Here is a 13,990-nt window from a genome sequence, read left to right on the forward strand (position 1 = left end):
CAGCGCCGACCAACAGGCCAACGGCAAGGACGAAGAGCGTCATGGCTGCGCGTCCGGGTCGATGCCATGGGCGGCCATCTGGAGCCGCAGGCGGTGGATCTCATCGTTCGCGTTCATCAGCTCCACGGAGCGCTGATGCAGCGCCAGGGTCTGGCGCTCGTATAGCCCCCTGGCGATGTCGCGGGCCGCGCATGCGCTTTCGTAGTCGGCGCGTGGAACTGTGGAAGAGGGCAGGCGCACTGTGCGCCGCCGAGCGGGGATGGTCTGCATGTGCATGCTGGCTCCTAGGTGTGCTGCGACAGCAGTTCCTCGGCGCGCGTGTAGCCCGCCTGGAACTGCTCGAACTCGGGGGAGTTGGTCGCGGGGCGCCCGTACCGCCCGAGGGGATCGGCCAGATATTTGTTGGCATGGGCGACCATCATTCCCTGCTTGAACGCCTCGGACCGCTCGACGCCGTCGCGCTGGACCATCCGCTCCGTCCACGCCCAGGCGGACTCCCGGCGGTAGATCTGGCCCTCACGTCGCGGGTTCATGTAGCCCCGGCGGTGCCGCTGTCTCAGGTACGTCATTGCGGCTCCTCGTCCAGGCGGAATGCGCGCATGAACCTCGGTGGGTCGTAGCGGCAAACCTCGTCATCGGGCAGGCAGCGGGCGAACCGGCGGCAGTGCGCGAAATGAGCGCAGTCCCGGCACGTGGTCCCTGTCGGCAATTCCTGAATCGGGTCATGCCCCGAGCCGCGACGGCGTGGCTGCATGGGCGTAACGGCTCCGTACGTCATGACGGTCGCCTCCTGCAATGAATGACGCCGACCGGGCGCCGCGGTACTGACTCCATCAAGGCCGGCCGCTCCCCGCTCCCATACGGCAGGGTGTTCCTCGCAACGGGCCAAATCGATTTGTGCTGCGTCGCCAACACGCAGCCGAGGAACGGCCGGGCTTGATAGAGCCATCAAAGAACCTCGTCCCAACGAATGCGGCCGCGCCACACATGTCCGCAGCTCACGCACCTCAACTGGTGCTTGACCTGGCTGTCGTTGCCCTGGTGGTGGCCGCGCACATGGCAGCGCGGGCACGTGCGTTCGACCAGGACGGGCCGTACGGCCGCAACGCCATTGGGGATTACCGTGGTCAGCATGGCGGGCCTCAGGCGGCCTTGCTGATGAGGACAGACACAGGCACGGCGATGGCGTCGATGCCACGCATCTTGAGAGTTCGCACAAGGCGGAGCGCCTGACCTCTTTCACGCAACTTCCGGCCAGCGGGCCTGCTATAGGCGGTCGCAGATGCAAAGGTTCGGATCTGGTAAAGCTTGCGGGCCCTGGTTGCGGCTTCCATTCCCATCCTCCTGGTGTGTAGGGAGATCTCCGACAACCAAGGGATTCAGGGGAGGGGGCAAACGGCAGTGCTATGCTTTCCGCGCTGAGGCCGTGAACCTCGGTTGCGGAACTCACAAGCCGCTAAAGGTGAAGCCAGTTGATCAAGCTGACTGCGGACCCGGAAGGCGATGCCTAGCCGGATAATCCGTTCAGAGCAATCAACTGGAATAGCCGACTACTGCCATGCGGGACGCTGGCAGTTGAGCGAGGGGCAATCCTAGGCGTGAACCTCGCAAGCGCCGAGCAGGGGCGCTATACAAGTACGACCAGGCTAAACGCCTGTGGCCACAGGCTTTCCGCTAAGTGCAAACCATGCTGAAAGTTACTGTGAAGGTGGACGTGAAGATCGATGTAGCCCGCATCCTCGCGGTGTGGGCCGCCATCATCCTGATCGTCGTGACCTAGGATAGGCGCGGGCCAGCACATCGGCCCGCGCCAGCCCTAAAGCCGCGCCCCCTCTCCTGAATCCCCAAGTTATCAAAGAACGGTCCCCGTTCTGCTTGCTTGCGCTCGCTGTGTGTGGGGATGGAAGAATTAAACCATTGCTTTAAATAAATATCAAGCATTGGTTTATTAAATGGTTGAGGCGCATCGTCTATGATCCTGTTACATAAAACGAAGGCCAGGCATGAAGAGACTCGTCGTAGGGCTAGCTTTGTTGGTCGCGGTTGGCGGTTGTGCGAAGACCGTCCTGGTCAAGCCTGGGGCGAACCAATCGGATTTCGACTCGGACCGCGCTGCGTGCGAGTACGACGCGGTGAAGTACTCGGGGGTTTACGACTCAACGATGCGTACGGCGGTGGGGCAGGGCGTCGCGGAGGCCATGCGAAGGAACGAGGTATTGCTCGCTTGCATGAAATCAAAGGGGTGGCAGCCGTCTGCCACAACATCGCCCTGGGGCGCAGCGTCGGAGTCGGGACGGGGCCAGCCGGTTTCGCTTGATGGAGTGGCGCCATGCGGGCCGTCGGCCGATGTCCGCAGTGAAGCGCCTGTAGACAGGTCTATCTTTGCTGGTGAACGCGTAGCGCGCTATATCTCGGAAGGCGGGACTGCTTACAAAGCTGTTATGCCAGGCGCGCAGGTTAGGGCGGGTGCGGACCCAGGTCAGGCAAAGGGGATTGGAACCATTCCAGCTGGAGAGACGCTGGCGGCGTTCGGGCAGCGCGACGGGTGGGTCCTGATCACCCCCGGATACCTTTTACAGCAGCAGTGGGTTTCTTCTACGGAAATATGCAGAGCCAACCCCTGAGCACCACAGGAGCCCAGCGTAGCAGGTGACGATGCGGGCCGACGGTGTGCAGACGTCTGCACAGACGCAACACCCCGCGCACGCGCGCGAGGGCAGGGGAGGCTCCAGACAACAAAAAGCCCAGCTCGAAGGCTGGGCTCGGGAGGGGCGGGCGACCGACTATCAGGCGTGAGCACCCATCCGCCCCGCCTCTACAGCCAGGCGGGATCGGATCATGTCATTCATTTGCGAATTCGTGTTCGCAAAGCGAAGGTGCTTCTTTATGAAGTCTAGGGACACGTGCTCAAGCAATGGGACGAGAGCGGCGTTCACAAAAGATGATGGCAGGGAGCTTACGCCATCAAACGAGATCGTGACGTCGTCACCCGCCAGAAGGCGCGGTGCAAAAACATCATAAAGGGCTTTTCCGTCAGCGTAGCTATAGCATTGCCTGACGTGCTGGAGTGCAGTGATTACCATTCGAAGGCCTCTTCAACTTGTGGCCGGGCAACGGACTTCGGATCGAGTGTGATGCTAATGAGCGTACCAGGGTACCCTATCTTGTTTGTACCTACAGACAAGGTTTCGTTCCCTTTCAGGCGGCTCTTAATAACATAGCCACGGCCTGAAAACAATAGCACTTCGCCGCGGTTAAGATCAACCACGTTGCGTAATAGTGTGTGTAACCCTTCACCTCTGTTGCCGGGTACGGATCTCGTGGTAAAGCCTTGTGCGCATGCCATTTCTATCGCTCGCCCGTCGCCAACGTCTCCTATCTTCTTTTTTACGTTTGCGGGGATTCCTACGCCCAAGTCCGTGGCGCAGATGTCAATGAGGCGGCGTTTCGGGTCGGCGCAGGCGATCGCGCATCCAACGTCAACCATGGAGTGGTCGACGATATTGTTGAAGATTTCCTTCATGCAGACCTCGATGCTCGCCCCTTGGCCCTCTTCCCAGTCCAGCGCAGATTCGAGCCATGGCTTAAGTCTGTTTTCGATGTAAGCATGGCTGCGCTCGTAGTCGACCAACTCCAGAGGTAGCATGTGCCTGGTCGCCCCTCGGCGAAAGGCCTCGTCGTTATCCAGGTATCTTTGATAAAAACCCGTCTGCTCCAGGAATGCTCCAGCAGGGCATGTCTGGAAGCCGCCGTAGGAAATCTTTACGTCAGCCTTTCTGAGGATCTCGATCAGATTGCTCATGGTCGCTATCGCCCCAATGCCCCAGTCGGCGACCAGCGAGAAATCGAAGTGAATTCGGCGGCAATTGACGTTCATGTCGGGGTCTAGAACGACCGACAGAAGTTCGAAGAACTGCGCCCGCGATGACCTTCTTGGCAGTGTTACTTGCACCACCTGTTGTTTTGCGATCGAAACCATTGTCTCTGGGGGTTATTTGCTGATGGCGCCGGTTCTTGTCACCCGTGGCGTTCAGTCCGCCGTTGCCCAATCAAATCTCTTCTGCCTGCAACAATACCGCTCTCCCAATCATGAACGTCCCCTCATCAGCATGGATGGGCGGAAACTGCGTCTTGTCTGGGTTGTCCGAGGTGAGGTACCAGCGGTTGTGCTGGCGCTTCAGCCGTTTGAGCGTGAATTCGCCATCGTGGTTGAACGCGTAAACAATGCCGTTGCGGCGCTCGGTGTCGGCCGGGTTGACCACGACCACATCGCCCTCCTGAACGCGTGGCCACATCGACATGCCGCCGACATGGGAAGCGAACGCCACTTCGGGGTTGATGCCGCGTTTGGCCAGCCAGGCGCGGGAAACGTAGACGGCTCCGGCAGTGCCATCACCGGTTTGGTCTAGGCTGAACCCTGCCACGCCGGCACGGATCTTCACCCGTTTCAGGGGGAGGGCAACGTAGTCGGGATCATTGGCAGCGGCGCTATCTTCGGTCGCCACCAGCGCTCGGACGACCTTCGCTGGAGCAACTGCTGCGGGGGCGACGGCCATTTTCAGCTTTAGTTGCGCCAGGGCGAGCGCAATGGCGCCGTCGATCTTGGCTCGGTCTGAACTAGAAAGATTGGCGGCCTGCTCCTCCGACAGTGACTCAAATGGCCAAGGCGCCATACGCGAAGATTCTTCCGCGTCTTCGCCAGGCAGCCACCATTGCAACGGCAGGCCCGAGAGCCGGGCAAGCGTCTTCAGGTGCGATTTGTCGACGCGCCCATCCTTCTTCCAGCCCGAGATTGCTTGTTCGGTCCTGTTGATTGCCTCTGCCACCTCTTTCGCTGACAAAAGCTTATTCCTCCCGATCGTTGCCGCGACTTTCTCGGCAAGCGTTGACGGAGGCGAGGACAACAGGCGCGCGCGTTCGCTTTCTTTATCAAGCATTGCTTGATTCTTCCATGAACATCCCTGCCTAAAGCAATGGTTGTTAAAAATAAAGCATTGGTTTATATTTGGCGCATCATCTGCTTTAGGAATGACAGTGTCTGCCAATGCTGCTGCACAGAGGGCCGCCGATCTCCTTGGGGGGAATTCCGCTCTTGCTAAGGCTTGTGGCGTCACGCCGCAGGCGGTTTCGCAGTGGGCCAATGGCGGGCGCCCCATCCCTGAGCGACGCTGCGTGGCCATTGAGCGTCTGACCAAGGGCGCCGTCACGCGTCAAGAACTTCGCCCTGACGACTGGTCGGAAATCTGGCCTGAACTCGCCACCCCTCCGACAAAGGAGTCCACCCATGCGTGATGCCTCGTTTCCCACATGGATTGGTTCGGCTCTGGCGCCGCTGATCGCCAGTGGCGACGAGGCCGCTTTGCTTCGCGGGCTGCTGGTGCTGGCCGGACACTGGATGGAGAAGGGCGGCTCGCACATGAAGTTCCGTGATCGCGTTTGCATGGCGGACGTGGCTGGCCCCATGCCGCGCGGCCGCCAGCAGCGGACGCCGGAGCAGCGTGCTTTCCTCGCTGCGGGATGCGACCTGTTCGACCTTGTGACGTCATCCCCGCAAGGTCGAGCCGCCTTCGAGAATTCATCAGCCTGGGGCGCCGGGAGGCAGCTCCAGAATGGGAAGAAACAGGCGTCCGGGGCCGAGACTAATCCGTTTGCTTCTCGGCTTCCGCGCGGAAGGTCCGAATGAACGACCAGGCGAACTTGGCCAGTGTGGCAGCCGCTTCCTCGGAGGCGTGTATCGAGCGCAGCAAGTTCGGCTGGGTTTCGAGAAGTATCTTCAGAACGGCGTACGCGTCGTTTGTTGTATCGGCGCTGGGTTTGTCCATGGTCGATTCCTTTCGGATGGATGGGTTGGGTGGTACCTCCCATTCTATGCGGCTGGAGCCGGCCTCCCATCAGTGCAGCGTCGGGCGCGGTTGCGGTGCCAGCGGCTCTGCCGGCGCCGTACCGACGCAGATCTCTGCGAACACGGCAAGCACTGCCTCTTCGGAGGCGTCTGGCAAGTTCTCGCGCGCCACGATCAGCGCAACTTTCAGCCGTTGGTTTGCGGCGATCGCGGCATCGATCTCCGCCTCGTCCGTATTCAGCTCGCGCGCCTGTTCGATCCATTCCACAAGGGTCATTCGATTTCTCCATGAAAAGGGGATTGTGGCCCGTCGCGTCCTCGCGGTCCGTTCGGGAAACCCGCATCGTGGGAACTGCGTACCGGGTCGTTTTCGTTTTCATGCCGCCAGTGTGCCCACGGTCACGTGCAGGCGCATTCAGTCATTTTTGTGATTCGTTGATAGAGGTTGAGCAGCCATGAACGCGGTTGTATCCCCGGTTCAGATCCGCCCGCAGCGCCCATCTATGGAGCGCACGTTTCGGCAAGCCCTGACCGATCCGAACATCCGGAACGAGATCCGAGAGGCCCTGGGCTGGGATGACAGCCAGGTGAGCAGGTTTCTGTCGGGGCAGATGGGCCTGACGATCGACAAGATCGATGCAGCCATCGACGTGCTTTCTATGCGCGTCGTGTCCCGCCGCTACCTGGACGCCATGACCGAACTAGCCGGTACGGGGGTCAAGTGTTGGTGCGCGAGGGAAGGGTTGGGCGACTGCGGGGGGATGTCCTGATGAAGCGTGTTCCACCCGCGCGCCGTACTGCCTCACAGCTTTTCGCTGGTGGCGGCTTCCTGCGGGCAATCACCCCGGCTGTTCTTGTCCTGCCGCAGCGCGAGCACTTGATTCCCGCAAGCCCGGCGCCGTGCCCCAACCCCTACCAGAAACCCGACGGCCGCATTCAGATCGGCCCCCTAGATATTTGAGGAGCTACGAATGGCAAAGAAGTCCAAAGACGTGTACGGCTCCGACGGGCAGACCAATCTGCTGACGTTCGACCCGGAGCGTTTGGTGTTGGTGACGGATGAAATGTCGCCACTCTACGACGACCGCGTCAATCTGCCCGTGGACGAAGCCCTGGCACGGAACATTGACTATCAGGGCGTCCTGGAACCGATCGCCATCGCAAAAAATCCGGAGACGGGCGCGGCTGAGGTTGTGTTCGGCCGGCAGCGGGTGAAGGCTGCTCGGCTTGCGAATGAATGGCGGCGTGCCCGCGGCGAGGCGCCGTTATTGGTGCCCGCCGTTGTGTATCAGGGCAAGCGTCAGAGCGCGCTCGATGCAATTGCCAGCGAGAACGAAGCACGCAGGGCGGACAGCCCCATCGGCCGTGCGGAGAAGATGCGGCGGCACCGTGCCATGGGCTACGGGGATGACCAGATCGCGGTCATCTACAACTGCGGAGTGGAAACGGTTCGCGCCACGCTGTCCCTGCTGGAAAGCCCCGCCGCCGTGCGCGAGGCGGTAGACGCTGGGGAGATCACTGTCACCCAGGCCCGGCAGCTCTCCAAGCTCAACCCAGACGAGCAGCGGGAGAAAGTGCGCGAACTGGTGAAAGCCGGGGAGGGCGTCAAACCCCATGAGCGGGCCCGCCGTCAGCGCGAGGTGCTGGCATCCAACAAGCCGCGTACGCGTGGCCGCCGCGAGATCGAGGCCCGCTTGGCCGTTGCCAACGGCTTGTACGCCGACGCGTTGCGCTGGGTCCTGGGCCTGGACGACGAACCGCAGGCCACGTCGGCCGCCGAGCAGCAGGAGGGCGCGTAATGGCCTGGTTCAAGAATTTGCAGGTGTACCGCCTGCCCGCGCCCTGGGACATGACGGCGGAACATCTCGCCGAGCTGCTGCAACCCCAGGCGTTTGCCGCCGGCTCCAGCCTGGAAAGGCAGGTGCAGGGCTGGGTGCCGCCGGTGGAGGGTGGCGCGCTGACCTACGGAGTAGCCGGCCAGATCCTGATTGCGTTGCGCACCGAGAAGAAGTTGCTGCCGGCCGCCGCGATCAACCAGGCCGCGAAAGCCAAGGCGCGGGAAATCGAGCTGGAGCAGGGCTTCAAGCCGGGCCGCAAGCAGATGAAGGAGATCAAGGAGGTAGTGACCGAAGCGCTGCTGCACCGGGCGCTCGGCGTCCAGCGCGACACGCGTGCCTGGATCGACACCCGCAATGGGTGGCTGTGCATCGATACGCCCTCGGGGTCGCGCTGCGACGAACTGCTGCAGCTCCTGAACCGGGCCATCGACAAGTTCCCGCTGGCCAACCTGCACGTGCAGACCTCGCCCGCGGCCGCCATGACCGAATGGCTGGCCGGCGGCGAAGCCCCCGCCAACTTCACGATCGACCAGGACACCGAACTGCGCTCCACCGGCGAGGGCCGGGCCACGGTGCGCTACGTCCGGGAGTCTGTGGTGCCTGAGGATGCCCAGCGGCATATCGGGACCGGCAAACAGGCCACTCGTCTCGCCATGACCTGGGCCGACCGCATCTCGTTCGTCCTGACCGAGTCGCTGGCGGTCAAGCGCATCGCGCCGCTGGACGTGCTGAAGGAAAACGCCGATGCGCGGGCGCAGTCTGACGCCGAGCGCTTCGAATCCGATTTCGTGTTGATGGCCGGCGAGCTGGGCAAGCTACTGGCGGACGTGGTGGACGCCCTGGGCGGCGAGCGGGAGGGGCAATGAGCGCAGAGAAGGCGGTGATCCACGCCACGCCCAAGCTCTTGAAGGCTGCGGCGTACGCGGCAGCAAAGAGTGACATCCGCTGGTACCTGCAAGGCGTCTATATCGAAGCCACGGCGGACCAGACCATCGCGGTCGCCACGAACGGCCATTTTATGGTTGCGGTGCGAGATCAGGCCAAGAACGAGGTCAGCGAGCCGACATCGCTGATTCTGCCGGCCAAGATCGTTGCGGCGCTGTCCAAGCCGGTGGTAGCTGGGCGCTGGGACCACGCCCATAGACTGCAACGGGTCGGCGGAAATAAATGGTCATGCGAGTTGCCCGGATGGGGTTGTGGTCTGTCGGCCACGTTCTCCCAGGTTGATGGCAAATATCCGGATTGGCGCCGAGTGATTCCCAGCAGCATGTCAGGCGAGCCGGGCGTGTTCAATCAGCAGTATGTCCACCTGATCCATGAAGCCGCCAAGGCGTTCACGAACAGCAAGCAGACCAACGTCATCGTCATGGCCGACGGGCCAGTAAAAGGCGCGGTGGTGCGTGCTGATACCGCACGGATTGGCGATTTCATCGGCATCGTCATGCCGATTCGGAGCGAGATTGATCAGGCGCGATTCCTCGAAATTCCGAAGTGGGCGACTGCATGACCTGCACGAAATGCACCCCCAGCACCTACGACCTGACGTGCGTTGACTGCGGCGTCCGCCTGGTGCTGTCGGCCAGTTCGAGCCGCGACAAGAAAACCGCTCGCCGGCAGCAAGAAGCCCATCTGGCGCACATCGCCCACGTGGCCGGCGAGGATGTACGCGCCGCCGTGCTGGCGAAGCTGAAGGTGGCCGCATGACACCCATCCGCCGAGACTCCCTATTGGCTGGGCAGACTGCCGTTGCACAGAAGGTCTATGCCGCGGTGCCGATCCGCTCCACGTTCACAGTGGGCGAGATTGCGGCCGCCCTGAAGAAGCAATCGGGCGCCGGCCTGGACATCCGGACGCTCCGGGGATGTCTGGGGAGGCTCGCCGAGGCCGGCCTTGTCCGCGAGCCGGTTCCTGGGTCATTTCGCCGCGTCGAAATCAAAGAGAAGGATCAAACAAGCATGCCTGATATGTCCGATACACCCGTGCCTGCCCTGTGCCCCGAGCCGCTGTTCCGGCAGCAGCGTCGCCAGGACCCCATTGATATCTGGACCGGCATCTCCGCGAAGCTGCGTGCTCTGGCCGATGAAATCGACGCAGCGGCGCTATCAACGGGTGAGGTCAGCCAGGCCACCGCAGCGGAACTGGAGAAGTTCCGGCAGCTCAAGGCGCTGCTGAAGGACGCGGGGTAGGCATGAAACGCACCACACCCTTGCGCCGCAAGACGCCACTGCGCGCCAACGGCAAGCCGATGAAGCGCTCTGGCCCACTCAAAGCCAGCCGGCCACGCCCAACGCTCATCCGCCAGTCCGCCCGGGGCGAATCCTGCACTGTGGTGTTGCGCCCCGGTGCCTGCTGGGGCACGGAAACGACCGTCTGGGCGCACAGCAATCGTGGAAAGGATGGAAAGGGTGCCGGTCTGAAGGCAAACGACCGCGCGGGCGCCTACGCCTGCTGGTGGTGCCACGGCGTCTACGACCGGCAGATCCCCAGGCCGGCCGGCATGACCCTGGAGTACGTGGAGGCCCGGTTTACCCGGGCAATGGAAATTTCGTATGCGCGGTTGGTGGCAAAGGGTCTGGTACCTGCCACGCCCGCGCCGGAGGACGTGCCCGCATGAGCACAGTAGTCATGTCGGCCGTCTGGCCGTTGCAGGGTATGACCCCGGCGCAGAAAGCTGTGCTGGTGTCCCTCGCGGACAACGCGAACGATGAAGGCGTCTGCTGGCCGTCGGTGGCCACCATCGTCATGCGCACGTGTCTGTCGGAGCGTGCCGTGCAGGTGGCCATCAAATGGCTGGTGCAGGCCCAGGCGCTTGGCGTCCGGCAACGTGACGGGCGATCGACCGTTTATCAGGTGACCCCCGCAGCGTATGCACCCCCGCAGGAAATGCACCCCCGCAAATCCCGCACCCCCGCAGCAAATGCACCCACCCCCGCAGATGCTGCACCCCCACCCCCGCAGCAGGTGCACCCCACCCCCGCAGATGCTGCACCCAGAACCGTAAAGGAACCTAAAAGGGAACCGTCAAAGGAACCGCCACTCCCTTCCGGGCCGGGCAAGCCGCCCCGGGCCGGCAAGCGCCCGCCGGATGAGTCGGTGGAGGCGTTCAAGGAGGCCTGCCGTGCGACCTGGGGAAGCTACGCCGCAGCCTACGAGGACCGCTACGACATCGCGCCGGTACGAAACGCCAAGACGAACGCCGGCGTGGCGCAACTGGTCAAGCGCCTTGGTGCCAGCGAAGCGCCGCAGGTTGCCGCGTGGTTCCTGACGGTCAAAGAGCCGTTCGTCGTCAACGCCATGCACGACCTCGGCCAACTGCTGAATCGAGCCGAGGCATACCGGACGCAGTGGGCCACAGGCCGTGCCGCACCCGCCGCATCCAAGGGGGGCGGGCATCAGTCGGAGGCCTGGAACCACGACATGGACGATGCGCTGGCTCGCGCTCAGGCCGGAACCGGCCGCGCTGCCGCCGCCACAGGCGAGGTGATCGATGTCTGACCTCATCGAGTTGCCGGAGGCGTCGCCCACCGCTCGCGCTGCCGCCGCTAGTCTTATCGCGCACATGCGCAATGAGTACGGCGAGAAGTTCGCCAGGCAGTGGGCGCACGTGAAAGCGGATGACCAGATCGATCACTGGGCGCGCCGCCTCGCTGGTTATACGGCCGGCGAGGTGCGCCGTGGCCTGGTGGCACTCAGCACTCGCCCCTATCCTCCGACGCTGCCGGAGTTCCTGGGCCTGTGCCGCCCGCCCATCGACGCCGAGGCGGCGTTCCATGAGGCCGTGGCCGGCATGCAGGCCCGGCAGCGTGGCGAGCTGGGCGAATGGTCCCACCCGGCCATCTACTGGGCGGCGGTGCGGGTCTCCTCGCACGATTTGCTCGCCAACGGCTATGCGGTCATGAGGGGCCGCTGGGAGAACGCGCTGCGCGACTGGCTCAGCAAGGGCAGGTGGGCCGATATCCCGATGCCTGCTGTCGCGCTGCCGGCGCCTGGCGCTGCGGTGACCTCGGACGATGAAGCGCGCCGTCGGCTCAAGCAACTGGGCGCGGGCGGCATTCTGCATTCGGCCGGCTCTGGCTGTGACACGGGTTGGGCGCAGCGGATCCTGGACCGGGAGGCTGCCGGCAGAGATAGGCCGTGCATTGCGGCGCTGCGCATGGCGCGCCGGGCGCTGGGCGTTGCTGAAGAGGTGCAGGCATGAAGCGCGTCATTCCTGCCCGGCGCCGTACCGCGGCTCACGCCGTCTATGTGGTTCCAGAGGACGCCGAGCAGGCCCATTTGATTCGCTGGGCGCGTCTGGCGCAGCCCACATACCCGGAACTGGCCCGGCTCTTTCATATCCCGAACGGCGGACACCGCAACAAGATCGTCGCTGCAAAGCTGGTAGGGCAGGGCGTCCGGCCTGGAGTGCCGGATCTGTGTTTGCCCGTTCCCCGTGAAACATTCCATGGCCTGTGGATCGAGATGAAGTCCATGACCGGCCGCACGTCACCGGAGCAACGCGACTGGCTGGCATTCCTGGCCGCCCAGGGTTACGCCACGGCGGTTTGCAAGGGCTGGGACGCAGCTCGCGAAACGATCATTTCCTATCTGGAAGGGAGGTTCATCCAATGAGGGATTCTCACTATCTCGCCATGCTGCTGGGTGTGGCCATATTCGGAGCTCTGCTGCTGGTGGTCGACGGGAACTGGCCGGCCGCGCTGTTTCTGCTCCTGGGGAGTGGCGTCTATGCATTGCTCCTGAAAGGTGAGTTGGAGGAGGAGCAAGGCGAGCGGGAGGGCAGGCGATGAGCGTGTCCGTGGAGGTGTTCGTGTCCGACGACGACTGGAATGCCCACTACACGTCACCGGACGAAGCCGCCCAGGGATACGTGGATTGCGGGGACCGAGTAGAAGGCGAGGAGTTTGATCTGGTTCGCGTTCACGTTTTCGCGAAAACAACTTATCGCATCGTGAACGGACGGGCGATGCCCGTAGCAATCGCTGCGGCGAGAGAGGTGAAATGAAATCTCAATCCATCATCACTCCGAATGCGCTACCGGAGCCGTCCGTCAAGAACTGGAAACGCCCCGAAATGGTGACCTCGCCAGCAATGCGCATTGCCCAAGAGCGGGCCAGCGCGGCACAGCCCCCGATTCGATCGATCTTCGGTACGAAGGAAACGTTGCGGAGGGCTCAATGCAAGAACGGCGGCTGACCGTCGAGGACATCATGTGGTCCTGGGCGCGCTGGTGCTGGCAAGGCGAGACGCCGGGCAACATGCTGCGGTACTACGCCGAGGAAATCGATACCCGGGGCATCGTAGAGGAGCACGCGCAGGGCGTGGAGGTGCTGCACAAAGCGCTCCCGCATCCGGAGCGGATGATCATCATCGCCGAGTACCCACAACGCAACGTGAGATTCTGGGATATGGACACCGGCCAACGCCGGGTCGCGGCGCGCCGCTGGATCTCGGCTGTCACGGGCGCGACGTTGACAGACCAGCAGTACCAGATCTATTTGGGCATGTTTCTGGATTCAGTAAAGCGGAGGTTTCATCTGTGAAGTACGCACCTCAAGTGATTGAGCTGCTGGCCGCATATCCTGGCCGTGAATTCCGCATGGGTGATCTCGTGCGGCATGTGTCGAAGGGACGAACGTTGGCACCTAGCGAACGGCAGGCGGCCAGGATGGCGGTGCTTCGGGTGTTGGGCGCACTAGTCAATTCGGGGCAGGTTGAGCGCGTCGGCGTCAGCGCCACGTCGTGCTACTACGTCTGGTGTAGCAGTCTGCTACACGGAGTTGATGAAAACTGCTACGCAAACTGCCACAATACGCCCGGGAACTTGCGCCCATAGGAAATAGGGCGCGATAGTTCAGCCCAGCCCCGACGTGGAAACGCGCCGGGGCTTTTCATTTTCGGCGCAGGAATGGCGAAGCTCAAGGCATTGAGATCGAGTCTCGGAACGCTGAGCCCGCGACTGGCTAGCCTGCCGTCTGGCTCATGGAGAACCAGCAGCCAGAGCAGCACCCAGCGTGGCTATGACTATCGCTGGCAGAAGGCGCGAGCCGAGCACCTGCGGCTGCATCCCCACTGTGTGTATTGCCTGCGCGATGCAGGCATCCAGGCGTCCGATCCGGCTGGGGTTGTGATCGAGTGTGCAGAGCGTGGTGTTCCAGTGCCCTGCGGCAACGTGGTGGACCACAAGATCCCGCACCGCGGAGACAAAGCGCTCTTTTGGGATCGATCGAACTGGCAGACGCTGTGCAGCACCCACCACAGCGGCGCCAAGCAGCGCGAGGAACGGCAGGATGAGTGAGACTTTGGTTCTGGT

Annotated in this window: 24 protein-coding genes; 15 read left to right on the forward strand and 9 right to left on the reverse strand. The window is 62.8% G+C overall.

Annotation, left to right across the window (positions count from 1 at the left end):
* Positions 1-39: 39 nt before the first annotated feature.
* From EV675_RS16165 to EV675_RS16190, 7 genes are all read right to left on the reverse strand, one after another.
* On the reverse strand, positions 40-276 hold the full coding sequence (locus EV675_RS16165; RefSeq protein WP_130358262.1) for a hypothetical protein: 237 nt from the start codon (positions 274-276) through the stop codon (positions 40-42).
* A gap of 8 nt (positions 277-284) precedes the next feature.
* Complete coding sequence (locus EV675_RS16170) at positions 285-569, reverse strand: hypothetical protein (RefSeq protein WP_130358263.1); 285 nt, start codon at positions 567-569, stop codon at positions 285-287.
* 379 nt (positions 570-948) lie between these two features.
* A complete protein-coding gene (locus EV675_RS16175; protein ID WP_130358264.1) occupies positions 949-1,134 on the reverse strand; it encodes a hypothetical protein in 186 nt (61 codons plus the stop codon).
* Positions 1,135-1,142: 8 nt separating this feature from the next.
* Positions 1,143-1,334, reverse strand: a complete 192-nt coding sequence (locus tag EV675_RS29725; RefSeq protein ID WP_165404627.1) for a hypothetical protein — start codon at positions 1,332-1,334, stop codon at positions 1,143-1,145.
* Between the two features lie 1,452 nt (positions 1,335-2,786).
* The gene (locus tag EV675_RS16180) at positions 2,787-3,083 is read right to left on the reverse strand and encodes an STAS-like domain-containing protein (protein WP_130358265.1); all 297 of its coding nucleotides are present in this window, start codon (positions 3,081-3,083) and stop codon (positions 2,787-2,789) included.
* Positions 3,077-3,979: an ATP-binding protein gene (locus tag EV675_RS16185; RefSeq protein WP_130358266.1), complete on the reverse strand. Its 903-nt coding sequence runs from the start codon at positions 3,977-3,979 to the stop codon at positions 3,077-3,079. The genes EV675_RS16180 and EV675_RS16185 overlap by 7 nt, the downstream gene beginning before the upstream one ends.
* A 70-nt stretch (positions 3,980-4,049) precedes the next feature.
* The gene (locus EV675_RS16190; protein ID WP_165404628.1) at positions 4,050-4,937 is read right to left on the reverse strand and encodes a S24 family peptidase; all 888 of its coding nucleotides are present in this window, start codon (positions 4,935-4,937) and stop codon (positions 4,050-4,052) included.
* 91 nt (positions 4,938-5,028) lie between these two features.
* On the opposite strand from EV675_RS16190, the gene EV675_RS16195 reads away from it, so the two are divergent.
* Positions 5,029-5,292, forward strand: a complete 264-nt coding sequence (locus EV675_RS16195) for a transcriptional regulator (RefSeq protein WP_130358268.1) — start codon at positions 5,029-5,031, stop codon at positions 5,290-5,292.
* Positions 5,293-5,639: 347 nt separating this feature from the next.
* Here EV675_RS16195 and EV675_RS16200 read toward each other — a convergent pair whose 3' ends face one another.
* Both EV675_RS16200 and EV675_RS16205 read right to left on the reverse strand, forming a co-directional pair.
* Entirely contained in the window at positions 5,640-5,822 is a 183-nt protein-coding gene (locus tag EV675_RS16200; RefSeq protein ID WP_130358269.1) for a hypothetical protein, read from the reverse strand.
* 69 nt (positions 5,823-5,891) lie between these two features.
* Positions 5,892-6,119: a hypothetical protein gene (locus tag EV675_RS16205; RefSeq protein ID WP_130358270.1), complete on the reverse strand. Its 228-nt coding sequence runs from the start codon at positions 6,117-6,119 to the stop codon at positions 5,892-5,894.
* A 178-nt stretch (positions 6,120-6,297) separates the two neighbouring features.
* Here EV675_RS16205 and EV675_RS16210 point away from each other — a divergent pair, with 178 nt between their 5' ends.
* The 14 genes from EV675_RS16210 (at position 6,298) to EV675_RS16280 (ending at position 13,975) form a co-directional block, all read left to right on the forward strand.
* Positions 6,298-6,612, forward strand: a complete 315-nt coding sequence (locus EV675_RS16210) for a DNA-binding protein (protein WP_130358271.1) — start codon at positions 6,298-6,300, stop codon at positions 6,610-6,612.
* Positions 6,613-6,813: 201 nt separating this feature from the next.
* Positions 6,814-7,641, forward strand: a complete 828-nt coding sequence (locus EV675_RS16215; RefSeq protein WP_130358272.1) for a ParB/RepB/Spo0J family partition protein — start codon at positions 6,814-6,816, stop codon at positions 7,639-7,641.
* Positions 7,641-8,546, forward strand: a complete 906-nt coding sequence (locus EV675_RS16220; RefSeq protein WP_130358273.1) for a recombination-associated protein RdgC — start codon at positions 7,641-7,643, stop codon at positions 8,544-8,546. Before EV675_RS16215 ends, EV675_RS16220 begins: the two co-directional genes overlap by 1 nt.
* A complete protein-coding gene (locus tag EV675_RS16225) occupies positions 8,543-9,187 on the forward strand; it encodes a DNA polymerase III subunit beta family protein (RefSeq protein ID WP_130358274.1) in 645 nt (214 codons plus the stop codon). Before EV675_RS16220 ends, EV675_RS16225 begins: the two co-directional genes overlap by 4 nt.
* On the forward strand, positions 9,184-9,384 hold the full coding sequence (locus EV675_RS16230) for a hypothetical protein (RefSeq protein ID WP_130358275.1): 201 nt from the start codon (positions 9,184-9,186) through the stop codon (positions 9,382-9,384). Before EV675_RS16225 ends, EV675_RS16230 begins: the two co-directional genes overlap by 4 nt.
* Complete coding sequence (locus EV675_RS16235) at positions 9,381-9,866, forward strand: hypothetical protein (RefSeq protein ID WP_130358276.1); 486 nt, start codon at positions 9,381-9,383, stop codon at positions 9,864-9,866. The genes EV675_RS16230 and EV675_RS16235 overlap by 4 nt, the downstream gene beginning before the upstream one ends.
* Positions 9,867-9,868: 2 nt before the next feature.
* Entirely contained in the window at positions 9,869-10,294 is a 426-nt protein-coding gene (locus EV675_RS16240; RefSeq protein WP_130358277.1) for a nuclease domain-containing protein, read from the forward strand.
* Positions 10,291-11,175, forward strand: coding sequence for a helix-turn-helix domain-containing protein (locus tag EV675_RS16245; protein WP_165404629.1), 885 nt, complete (start codon positions 10,291-10,293; stop codon positions 11,173-11,175). Before EV675_RS16240 ends, EV675_RS16245 begins: the two co-directional genes overlap by 4 nt.
* Positions 11,168-11,878: a hypothetical protein gene (locus tag EV675_RS16250; RefSeq protein ID WP_130358278.1), complete on the forward strand. Its 711-nt coding sequence runs from the start codon at positions 11,168-11,170 to the stop codon at positions 11,876-11,878. The genes EV675_RS16245 and EV675_RS16250 overlap by 8 nt, the downstream gene beginning before the upstream one ends.
* A complete protein-coding gene (locus EV675_RS16255; protein WP_130358279.1) occupies positions 11,875-12,291 on the forward strand; it encodes a VRR-NUC domain-containing protein in 417 nt (138 codons plus the stop codon). Before EV675_RS16250 ends, EV675_RS16255 begins: the two co-directional genes overlap by 4 nt.
* A complete protein-coding gene (locus EV675_RS16260; protein WP_130358280.1) occupies positions 12,288-12,467 on the forward strand; it encodes a hypothetical protein in 180 nt (59 codons plus the stop codon). Before EV675_RS16255 ends, EV675_RS16260 begins: the two co-directional genes overlap by 4 nt.
* 20 nt (positions 12,468-12,487) lie before the next feature.
* Positions 12,488-12,682: a hypothetical protein gene (locus EV675_RS16265; protein ID WP_130358281.1), complete on the forward strand. Its 195-nt coding sequence runs from the start codon at positions 12,488-12,490 to the stop codon at positions 12,680-12,682.
* A 172-nt stretch (positions 12,683-12,854) separates the two neighbouring features.
* A complete protein-coding gene (locus EV675_RS16270; RefSeq protein WP_130358282.1) occupies positions 12,855-13,220 on the forward strand; it encodes a hypothetical protein in 366 nt (121 codons plus the stop codon).
* 365 nt (positions 13,221-13,585) lie between these two features.
* Positions 13,586-13,975, forward strand: a complete 390-nt coding sequence (locus EV675_RS16280; protein ID WP_130358284.1) for an HNH endonuclease — start codon at positions 13,586-13,588, stop codon at positions 13,973-13,975.
* The last annotated feature ends 15 nt before the right edge of the window (positions 13,976-13,990 follow it).

Origin of the sequence: Pigmentiphaga kullae (assembly GCF_004216695.1) — a bacterium.
GTDB classification, from domain to species: domain Bacteria; phylum Pseudomonadota; class Gammaproteobacteria; order Burkholderiales; family Burkholderiaceae_B; genus Pigmentiphaga; species Pigmentiphaga kullae.

Coding starts and splice junctions, on each gene's coding strand:
- EV675_RS16165 (WP_130358262.1), bottom strand. CDS start 276: ATGCACATGCAGACCATCCCCGCTCGGCGGCGCACAGTGCGCCTGCCC.
- EV675_RS16170 (WP_130358263.1), bottom strand. CDS start 569: ATGACGTACCTGAGACAGCGGCACCGCCGGGGCTACATGAACCCGCGA.
- EV675_RS16175 (WP_130358264.1), bottom strand. CDS start 1,134: ATGCTGACCACGGTAATCCCCAATGGCGTTGCGGCCGTACGGCCCGTC.
- EV675_RS29725 (WP_165404627.1), bottom strand. CDS start 1,334: ATGGAAGCCGCAACCAGGGCCCGCAAGCTTTACCAGATCCGAACCTTT.
- EV675_RS16180 (WP_130358265.1), bottom strand. CDS start 3,083: ATGGTAATCACTGCACTCCAGCACGTCAGGCAATGCTATAGCTACGCT.
- EV675_RS16185 (WP_130358266.1), bottom strand. CDS start 3,979: ATGGTTTCGATCGCAAAACAACAGGTGGTGCAAGTAACACTGCCAAGA.
- EV675_RS16190 (WP_165404628.1), bottom strand. CDS start 4,937: ATGCTTGATAAAGAAAGCGAACGCGCGCGCCTGTTGTCCTCGCCTCCG.
- EV675_RS16195 (WP_130358268.1), top strand. CDS start 5,029: ATGACAGTGTCTGCCAATGCTGCTGCACAGAGGGCCGCCGATCTCCTT.
- EV675_RS16200 (WP_130358269.1), bottom strand. CDS start 5,822: ATGGACAAACCCAGCGCCGATACAACAAACGACGCGTACGCCGTTCTG.
- EV675_RS16205 (WP_130358270.1), bottom strand. CDS start 6,119: ATGACCCTTGTGGAATGGATCGAACAGGCGCGCGAGCTGAATACGGAC.
- EV675_RS16210 (WP_130358271.1), top strand. CDS start 6,298: ATGAACGCGGTTGTATCCCCGGTTCAGATCCGCCCGCAGCGCCCATCT.
- EV675_RS16215 (WP_130358272.1), top strand. CDS start 6,814: ATGGCAAAGAAGTCCAAAGACGTGTACGGCTCCGACGGGCAGACCAAT.
- EV675_RS16220 (WP_130358273.1), top strand. CDS start 7,641: ATGGCCTGGTTCAAGAATTTGCAGGTGTACCGCCTGCCCGCGCCCTGG.
- EV675_RS16225 (WP_130358274.1), top strand. CDS start 8,543: ATGAGCGCAGAGAAGGCGGTGATCCACGCCACGCCCAAGCTCTTGAAG.
- EV675_RS16230 (WP_130358275.1), top strand. CDS start 9,184: ATGACCTGCACGAAATGCACCCCCAGCACCTACGACCTGACGTGCGTT.
- EV675_RS16235 (WP_130358276.1), top strand. CDS start 9,381: ATGACACCCATCCGCCGAGACTCCCTATTGGCTGGGCAGACTGCCGTT.
- EV675_RS16240 (WP_130358277.1), top strand. CDS start 9,869: ATGAAACGCACCACACCCTTGCGCCGCAAGACGCCACTGCGCGCCAAC.
- EV675_RS16245 (WP_165404629.1), top strand. CDS start 10,291: ATGAGCACAGTAGTCATGTCGGCCGTCTGGCCGTTGCAGGGTATGACC.
- EV675_RS16250 (WP_130358278.1), top strand. CDS start 11,168: ATGTCTGACCTCATCGAGTTGCCGGAGGCGTCGCCCACCGCTCGCGCT.
- EV675_RS16255 (WP_130358279.1), top strand. CDS start 11,875: ATGAAGCGCGTCATTCCTGCCCGGCGCCGTACCGCGGCTCACGCCGTC.
- EV675_RS16260 (WP_130358280.1), top strand. CDS start 12,288: ATGAGGGATTCTCACTATCTCGCCATGCTGCTGGGTGTGGCCATATTC.
- EV675_RS16270 (WP_130358282.1), top strand. CDS start 12,855: ATGCAAGAACGGCGGCTGACCGTCGAGGACATCATGTGGTCCTGGGCG.
- EV675_RS16280 (WP_130358284.1), top strand. CDS start 13,586: ATGGCGAAGCTCAAGGCATTGAGATCGAGTCTCGGAACGCTGAGCCCG.